The organism is Bradyrhizobium sp. MI1.7 (genome assembly GCF_055811795.1).
Map to the genome: position 1 here is coordinate 1 of NZ_JBVVPO010000147.1, position 6978 is coordinate 6978.

General features: G+C 64.9%; 7 protein-coding genes. 6 read left to right on the plus strand and 1 reads right to left on the minus strand.

The annotated features are described in order from the left end of the window. Positions 1-19: 19 nt before the first annotated feature. The 4 genes from AC0L3X_RS46150 (at position 20) to AC0L3X_RS46165 (ending at position 3735) form a co-directional block, all read left to right on the plus strand. Positions 20-667 carry a DUF3313 domain-containing protein gene (locus AC0L3X_RS46150; RefSeq protein ID WP_473317539.1) on the plus strand — a complete coding sequence of 216 codons (648 nt, stop codon included), beginning with the start codon at positions 20-22 and terminating at the stop codon, positions 665-667. Between the two features lie 32 nt (positions 668-699). Then, positions 700-1269 (plus strand): DUF2147 domain-containing protein, encoded by a 570-nt coding sequence (locus AC0L3X_RS46155; protein ID WP_063986058.1) that lies wholly within the window; start codon positions 700-702, stop codon positions 1267-1269. Positions 1270-1462: 193 nt separating this feature from the next. After that, positions 1463-2395: a helix-turn-helix domain-containing protein gene (locus AC0L3X_RS46160; RefSeq protein ID WP_063980799.1), complete on the plus strand. Its 933-nt coding sequence runs from the start codon at positions 1463-1465 to the stop codon at positions 2393-2395. Between the two features lie 95 nt (positions 2396-2490). After that, positions 2491-3735, plus strand: a complete 1245-nt coding sequence (locus AC0L3X_RS46165) for an acyl-CoA dehydrogenase family protein (protein ID WP_063980800.1) — start codon at positions 2491-2493, stop codon at positions 3733-3735. 56 nt (positions 3736-3791) lie between these two features. Here the strand turns inward: AC0L3X_RS46165 and AC0L3X_RS46170 are convergent, their stop codons facing one another. Further along, positions 3792-5342, minus strand: a complete 1551-nt coding sequence (locus tag AC0L3X_RS46170; RefSeq protein WP_208089065.1) for a winged helix-turn-helix domain-containing tetratricopeptide repeat protein — start codon at positions 5340-5342, stop codon at positions 3792-3794. Positions 5343-5475: 133 nt separating this feature from the next. Here AC0L3X_RS46170 and mddA point away from each other — a divergent pair, with 133 nt between their 5' ends. Together mddA and AC0L3X_RS46180 are read left to right on the plus strand one after the other, a co-directional pair. Further along, entirely contained in the window at positions 5476-6264 is a 789-nt protein-coding gene (gene mddA, locus AC0L3X_RS46175) for a methanethiol S-methyltransferase (protein WP_063980801.1), read from the plus strand. Positions 6265-6471: 207 nt separating this feature from the next. Beyond that, on the plus strand, positions 6472-6894 hold the full coding sequence (locus tag AC0L3X_RS46180) for a GFA family protein (RefSeq protein ID WP_028148676.1): 423 nt from the start codon (positions 6472-6474) through the stop codon (positions 6892-6894). The last annotated feature ends 84 nt before the right edge of the window (positions 6895-6978 follow it).

The following is a 6978-nucleotide window of genomic DNA, read 5'->3' on the forward strand; positions in this document are numbered from 1 at the left end:
CCTCGTGTGGCTTTTCGCCCTGCCCGACCGGCCAACTCTTGCTTGCGGTGAAGGTTCCTACTCTCGCGCCGCCACCGTCGCGCCCGTGCCGTATTCCGGGATGGCGTCCTCAGCCTACATGGCTCCGGACAAGTCGGACGCCTCCGGCCGCGTGCCCTACCGCTATTCCACGCCGGTCGACTGGCGCGCTTATAACAAAGTCATCCTCGAACCGGTCGTGGTCTATCGCGGCAGGGATCACCAGTTCGGCGACATGTCCGACAAGGACAAGGCGACGCTTGCCGCCTACATGCAGAACCGTTTCGCCGAGGGTCTGCGCGGCCGCTTCGCGCTGGTGCGCGAGCGTGGGCCGGAGACGCTGCGGATCAGGCTGACACTCACCGGCGCCGTCGCCAACACGCCGGTGCTCGGCACGCTCTCCCGCTTCGACGTCGCCGGCGCCGTCTACAACGGCGTGCAGGCCGCGCGCGACGGCGAAGGCACCATGACCGGCTCGGTCATCTACGGCGTCGAGATCTTCGACGCCGCCGCCGCGCGCCTGCTCTCCGCCTACGTCACCAAGCAATACCCGGCTGCCTACGACATCAAGGCCACCGCCGGCGCGCTCGCCGCCGCCACCGCTGGCCTCGACAAGGGCGCCGACGCGCTGATGGCGCAATTGAACTGACGCCGCGACCCATCCAACGAAAGGTGCCGCAGATGAACATTGTCCTTCGCTTCGTGCTGCGCGTTGCGATCACGATCCTGATGATGGTGTTTGGCGGCCGCGCCGGCGCCGCGGCGCCGCCCGACCCCAGCGGCACCTGGCTCGTCCAGGACGGCCGCGCGCGCATCAGGCTCGAGCGCTGCGGGCCGTCGCGCGACCGCATCTGCGGCTTCATCGTCTGGATGAAGGAACCGGCCGACAAGCGCGGCCAGCCCTATCGCGACAAGGAGAATCCCGATCCCGACAAACGCGCCCGCGCGCTGCTCGGCCATCAGCTCATCATGGGTTTGCAGGCGACGCCGGAGGGACAGTTTGCCGGCGAGATCTACAATGCCGAGGACGGCAAATCCTATTCGGTCTCGCTGTGGCGCGACTCCGCCGATCGCCTCAAGCTCAGGGGTTGCCTGATCAAGTTCCTGTGCCAGACCCAGACCTGGCAGCAGACCCTCGACGTGCTGCCCGGCCAGCTCGTCGGCCTCACCGGCGATCTCAACGGCCCCCGCGCCGACAAGGAATGGGCCGCCGTGCCGGCACCGAAGCCGATACAGGCCAAAGCCAAGTAGCGGATTGCTTCTCTAACCATTCACGTGGTTTCCGGTACGCCGACGGCTGCACTCGCAATGACGACGTGATGGCGGTCGCATATTGCGCGCCTTCGAGATTTGACCGGTTGTTCGCCAAAAGCTATCCTTCCGTCCCGCTGGGTCGTCCAATCTGAATTTGCACGCGCGAATTCCTCGTTCCGGGGGCGCACCTATGGAATGGTCAGCCAAGCCCTCTCGTGCCGATCGGCCCTTCGGCAGTTGGGCCGACGATCTCGCTGCGGCCTTTGTCCGGCTCGAGCCGCGTAAAATCGCCGACCGTCCCTTCGAAGGTTCGATCGCGCGTACCGACGCTGCGTCGGTCCAGATTTCGCTGGTGAAAGCCACAGGGCACTGCGTTCTCCGGCTGCGGCCCCATATTGCGCGAAGCACGGACGATCTCTGCTTCGTCAATCTCCAGCTCGAGGGTCTGGGCCGCACGACGCAGCGGGGACACGAGCAGGTCTGTGCGCCCGGCGACCTCGCGGTCGCCGATACGACCGAGCCGTTCGAGATTGCCAACGGCCGCGACTTCCGCCTCTTTTGCTTTGCCGTGCCGCGGCGGCACCTGCCAAAGAGCTTTACGGATTCTCCGCGGCTTGCGTTGTCGAGGACGGAAAATGGCCGCGCGTTGTCGCGCACGCTCGCGGGCTATGCCGAGCTTTGCCTGGCAGCACCCGCCGTTGCGGCAAGCAGCGGCACGCATGTGGTCGAGCTGATCGCGCATGCACCGGAGATGCTGGGTGAAATGCCGGTTGCGCGCGTGAATGCGCCCGTGCTGCTGTCGATGATGCTCGACCATATCGACCGCCACAGCGACGATCCCGGTCTCGATGCCGAATTGCTTGCCCGGAAGTTCCGCTGCTCGGAGCGCTATGTGCACCGGTTGTTCGTCGCGACCGGCCGCTCCGTCGGCGAGCATGTCGGCGATCGGCGGATCCTGATCTGCGCCCGCGACCTGCTCGACGCGCAGCATCGTCACAAGACCATCTCCACGATCGCGTATGAGGCCGGCTTTTCCGACATCTCGCACTTCAACCGCCTCTTCAAGCGCAGCCACGGCCTCGCCCCGCGCGAATTTCGCAGGACGAAGGGGAAGGGCGAGTAGTTCACCTCCAGCCAAGAATTAGGTCGCTGCCGACCAAGATTTTCCGCCCTCGCTCGGCTCACCCTGGTGACCTGCCGGAGCGAGGGAGATGTTCGATGGCGATTGATTTCACGCTTTCACCTGCGCAGCGCGCGTTGCAGCTTCAATCGCGAAAATTCGCGGCGGAGGTCTTGGCCGGCGCCGGCAAGGCCGAGTTGCTGGCGACGCCGGAAGAGCGCTTCCTCGCGACGAAGCCGACCTATGAGGCGATGGTCGCTGCCGGTTATCTGCGCAAATGCATTCCGGCGCCGGCGGGCGGCGACAATGCCGGACTCATCGACATGGCGATCCTGGCGGAAGAATTCTACGCCGTGAATCCGAGCGTGACGCTGACCATGCTCGGCACGGTGCTCGGTCTGCTGCCAATTCTGCTTGGTGGCACCGCGGAGCAATGCGCCCGCCTGCTTGCACCGTTCCTGAAGACGAGCGGCGCTCCGCTTGCGGGCTTCTGCTCCTCGGAACCCGGCGGCAGCGCCAATGCTGCCGCACCGCCGCCGGGCGAGGGCGTGCGCACCACCGCAAAACGCGAGCTCGGCAATTGGATCATCAACGGCCGCAAGAAATGGGTGTCGTCCGCCACCGGGTGGGATCGCAATGGCGCCGACGTGTTGTGCGTGGTGTGCCGGACCAATCCCGCCGCGCCACCGGAGCAGGGTGTCTCCATCATTGCGGTCGAAGGCCCGGTGCATGGCATCGTGTTCGAACGCGCCATTGATTCGATCGGCCACCGCGCTCACCTCGTGCCGGAATTCAGCCTGCGTGCCGTCACCGCGCCGCACGGCAATCTGCTCGGGCAGGAGGGGGGCGGCTTGATGCTGGCGTCCGCCGCCTTCACCGGCACGGCGGCGCTGGTCGGCATCTTCGGCGTCGCCATGATGCGGGCCGCCTTCGACTTCGCACTGCATTTTGCCCGCACCGAGAAACGCGGCGGGGTACAGGCGATCATCGAGCATCAGGCGGTCGGCTATGCACTCGCCGATGCCAAGACCACTATCGAAGCCGCGCGCTACCTGAGCTGGCGGGCCTGCCATGCGCTCGATACGCAATCACCGGGCGCCGACGAGCTCGCGATCCAGGCCAAGATCTTCGGCTCCGAAGCCGCGGTGCGGGTCATCACCGACCTGATGCGCGTGGTCGGCATCGACAGCTATGATCACGCGGCGCCGTTCGGCCGCTTGTTGCAGGACGCGTTGGCGCTGCCGATCTTCGACGGTGGCAACATGGGCATTCGGCGGCGCCAGCTCCACGCGATGCTGATGCGGCCCGATTACGATCCACTGACCGCGTGCGGAGGAGCCTGAGACGACGCGTCGTATCTGCATCCGCCCTTTGCCCATTTGCGGGGAGAGGGAGTTCTCTACCCCAACCCCGCGCGCCGGAACCCTTCCAGATAGTGCTCGCGATCGGCGTCACTGGCCCAGGGCAGCTGCGTTGCGATCCAGTGCAGCGAGATGTTGGGCTGGGTACGGCGGAGTTCGCCCAGCGCCATCTCGGCCAGCGCGCCGTCGCCGGTCATGCCGGCGGACACCGCGAGCACGCGGTAGGCACCGGTGAGGTCGCCGCGATGGCGGATCGCCTCGCGCGCCAGCGCGATCGCTTCGTCGTAATGCCGTTCGGTGAAGCGCGCATAGCCGGCAATGCCGTAATAGATCGCCAGCGACGGATCGCGCGGCGAGAGCCGGATCGCCCTCTGCGCCGCATCGAACGATTCCCCGGAACGACCGGCGTAGGACAGCGCCAGGGCGTAATAGCCCTGCGCCAGCGAGAAGTTCGGGTTGAGCGCGAGCGCCTGCTCGAACTCGGACAGCGCGTCGGAAAGCCTGCGCGTCGAGAAGAAGACGCTGCCGAGCGCGGCATGGGCCCAGGCATCCTCGTGGTCATGACGCACCGCGGCGAGCGCGGCGGCCTCCGCGATCGGCACCGTCGTGGCAAGCTCCGCCCAGCCGAGATGGACGCCGAACATGTGGCTTGCCGCCAGCACCGACAGCGCCTGACCGTAGTTCGAGTCGATCGAAATGGCGCGTTCGAGCAATGCCTGCGCAGCCTTGTGGTCCTGCTGCGTCACTCGCCAGTAATGCGACAGCGCGCGCATCAGCAGGTCCCAGGCATCGAGGCTCGCGGGCGGCTTGCGGTCGGCGCGAAAATTCTCGGCCGCATGGATCTGCGGCTCGATCGCCGCGACGATCGCGTTGGTGATGTCGTCCTGCACGGCGAAGACGTCGACAAGCTCGCGGTCGTAGCGCTCGGCCCAGAGATGGCTGCCGGTGGTGGCGTCGTTGAGCTGCGCGGTGATGCGCACACGGTTGTCGACCTTGCGCACGCTGCCTTCGACGATGTAGCGGACGCCGAGCTCCTCGGCGATCTGCCTGATATGAACCGAGCGCCCTTTGTAGGTGAAGGACGAATTGCGGGCGATCACCATGAACCAGCGCTGCTTCGACAGCGCGGTGAGAATGTCCTCGCTGATCCCGTCGCCGAAATATTCCTGCGCGGGATCGCCGCTCATGTTCTCGAAGGCGAGCACTGCGATCGCCGGGCGGTCCGTCACGGCGCGCACCGGGGCAGGGCCGGGTTCCACCGGCGCAAGCGTCGCTGCCACATCTTCCCGGACTTCGCCGACGAAGCGAAAGCCCTTGCGCGGGATCGTCTTGATCAGCCGCTGCGTCGCGCCGTCGTCGCCAAGCGCCTTGCGCGCGGCATTGATTCGGCTGTTCAGGGCGGAATCCGAGACGATGCGGTCGCTCCAGATCTGGCTGATCAGGTCATCCTTGCTGACCACACGGGCGCGTTGCGCGACCAGATAGAGCAGCAGATCGAACACCTGCGGCTGCAGCGGCACGGCTGCGCCGCTGCACGTCAGTTCCCGCAGGTCGCCGTCGAGCACGTTGTTTTCAAAGAGAAATCGCACGTTTCTGTCGTCTCAAGCAAAAATCAAAGTGGTCTCAGGCGAAAATCAACCGTCCGTGAAAGTCAGGGGGTGTCCGATCCGGCATGGTGCGAACACTAAACAGTGCCGATGCCTCGGCACAACGGAGCGTTCTATGACCCAACTTGATCACCAGCTTCATTCCATCGGCCCGGAGGTTGCGGGCTCACGCATTTTCAAATTCATCGGCTTTCTGTACGGAATTGCGGCATATCTCGTGTTTTTCGTCACCATTCTCTACGCCATCGGCTTCGTCATGGGGCTGGTGGTGCCGAAGACCATCGACACCGGAACCGACACGCCGACGGCCGAAGCCGTCATCATCAATCTACTGCTGATGACGCTGTTCGCCGTTCAGCACAGCGTGATGGCGCGCAAGCAGTTCAAGGCGTGGTGGACGCAGTTCGTCCCCAAGCCGGTCGAGCGCTCGACCTACGTGCTGTTCGCGAGCCTGTCATTGCTGCTCCTGTTCTGGCAGTGGCGTCCAATGCCTGCGGTCGTATGGGATGTCGGAAACCCGGATCTCGCCGTGACGCTGGTCACGCTGTCCCTCGCGGGCTGGGTGCTGGTGTTCGCCTCGACCTTCATCATCAATCACTTCGAATTGTTCGGATTGCACCAGGTGACCAACCATCTCGTGGGCAATGAGGCGGCGCCGCCGCGCTTCAAGACGCCGTTGTTCTACAAGTTCGTTCGTCATCCGATCTATCTCGGCTTCATCATCGCGTTCTGGGCGGCGCCGGTCATGACGGCGGGCCATCTGCTGTTCGCGGCCGTGACCACGCTCTACATCTTCGTCGGCATCGCGCTGGAGGAGCACGACCTCGTCGATCTCTTCGGCGACGAATACCGGCAGTACAAACAACGGGTGTCGATGCTTATTCCCTGGCGCAGATCGGTATAGCCGTAGCATCTTTCCGCCGCGTCCACCGAAAGGAGGACGCGCGGCGGAACCGAAGCGCGTAACGGACGTTGCCGGCCTCCAGCCCTCAACGTCCCTCGGGGTGATTCCCTCCGCTCCGACGCCTCTCCCCGCATCCGCCTTTGCCGGTTTATCGGCGAGCCGGAGCGGGGAGAGGAATTTCAACCTTCATCCAACGGAGACGACCCAATGAAACATGTCGGAAACTGCTTCTGTGGCGCGGTCACAATCGAGGTCACAGGCGAGCCGGCGGCGATGGGCTATTGTCATTGCCGCTCCTGCCGCTCGTGGTCGGGCGGACCGGTGAATGCCTTCAGCCTGTGGAAGCCGGAAGCCGTGCGCATCACCGAAGGCGCCCAGAACGTCGAGACCTTTGCCAAGACGCCGCTCAGCCAGCGCAAATATTGCAAGAAGTGCGGCGGTCATCTCATGACCAACCACCCGCCGCTCGACCTGATCGACGTCTTCACCGCCACCATCCCCACGCTCGCATTCACACCCGGTGTTCACGTCAACTACGCCGAGACGGTGCTGCCGATGCGCGATGGCCTGCCGAAACTGAAGGACTTTCCGGCCGAGTTCGGCGGCAGCGGCGAGATGATGCAGGAGTAGGGTGCACTTACCCTCCCCTGGAGGGGTCCGGGACGAGCGTAGCTCGCCCGTGGGTCGGCTCGCATCTGAGCGCAGCGAAGATGA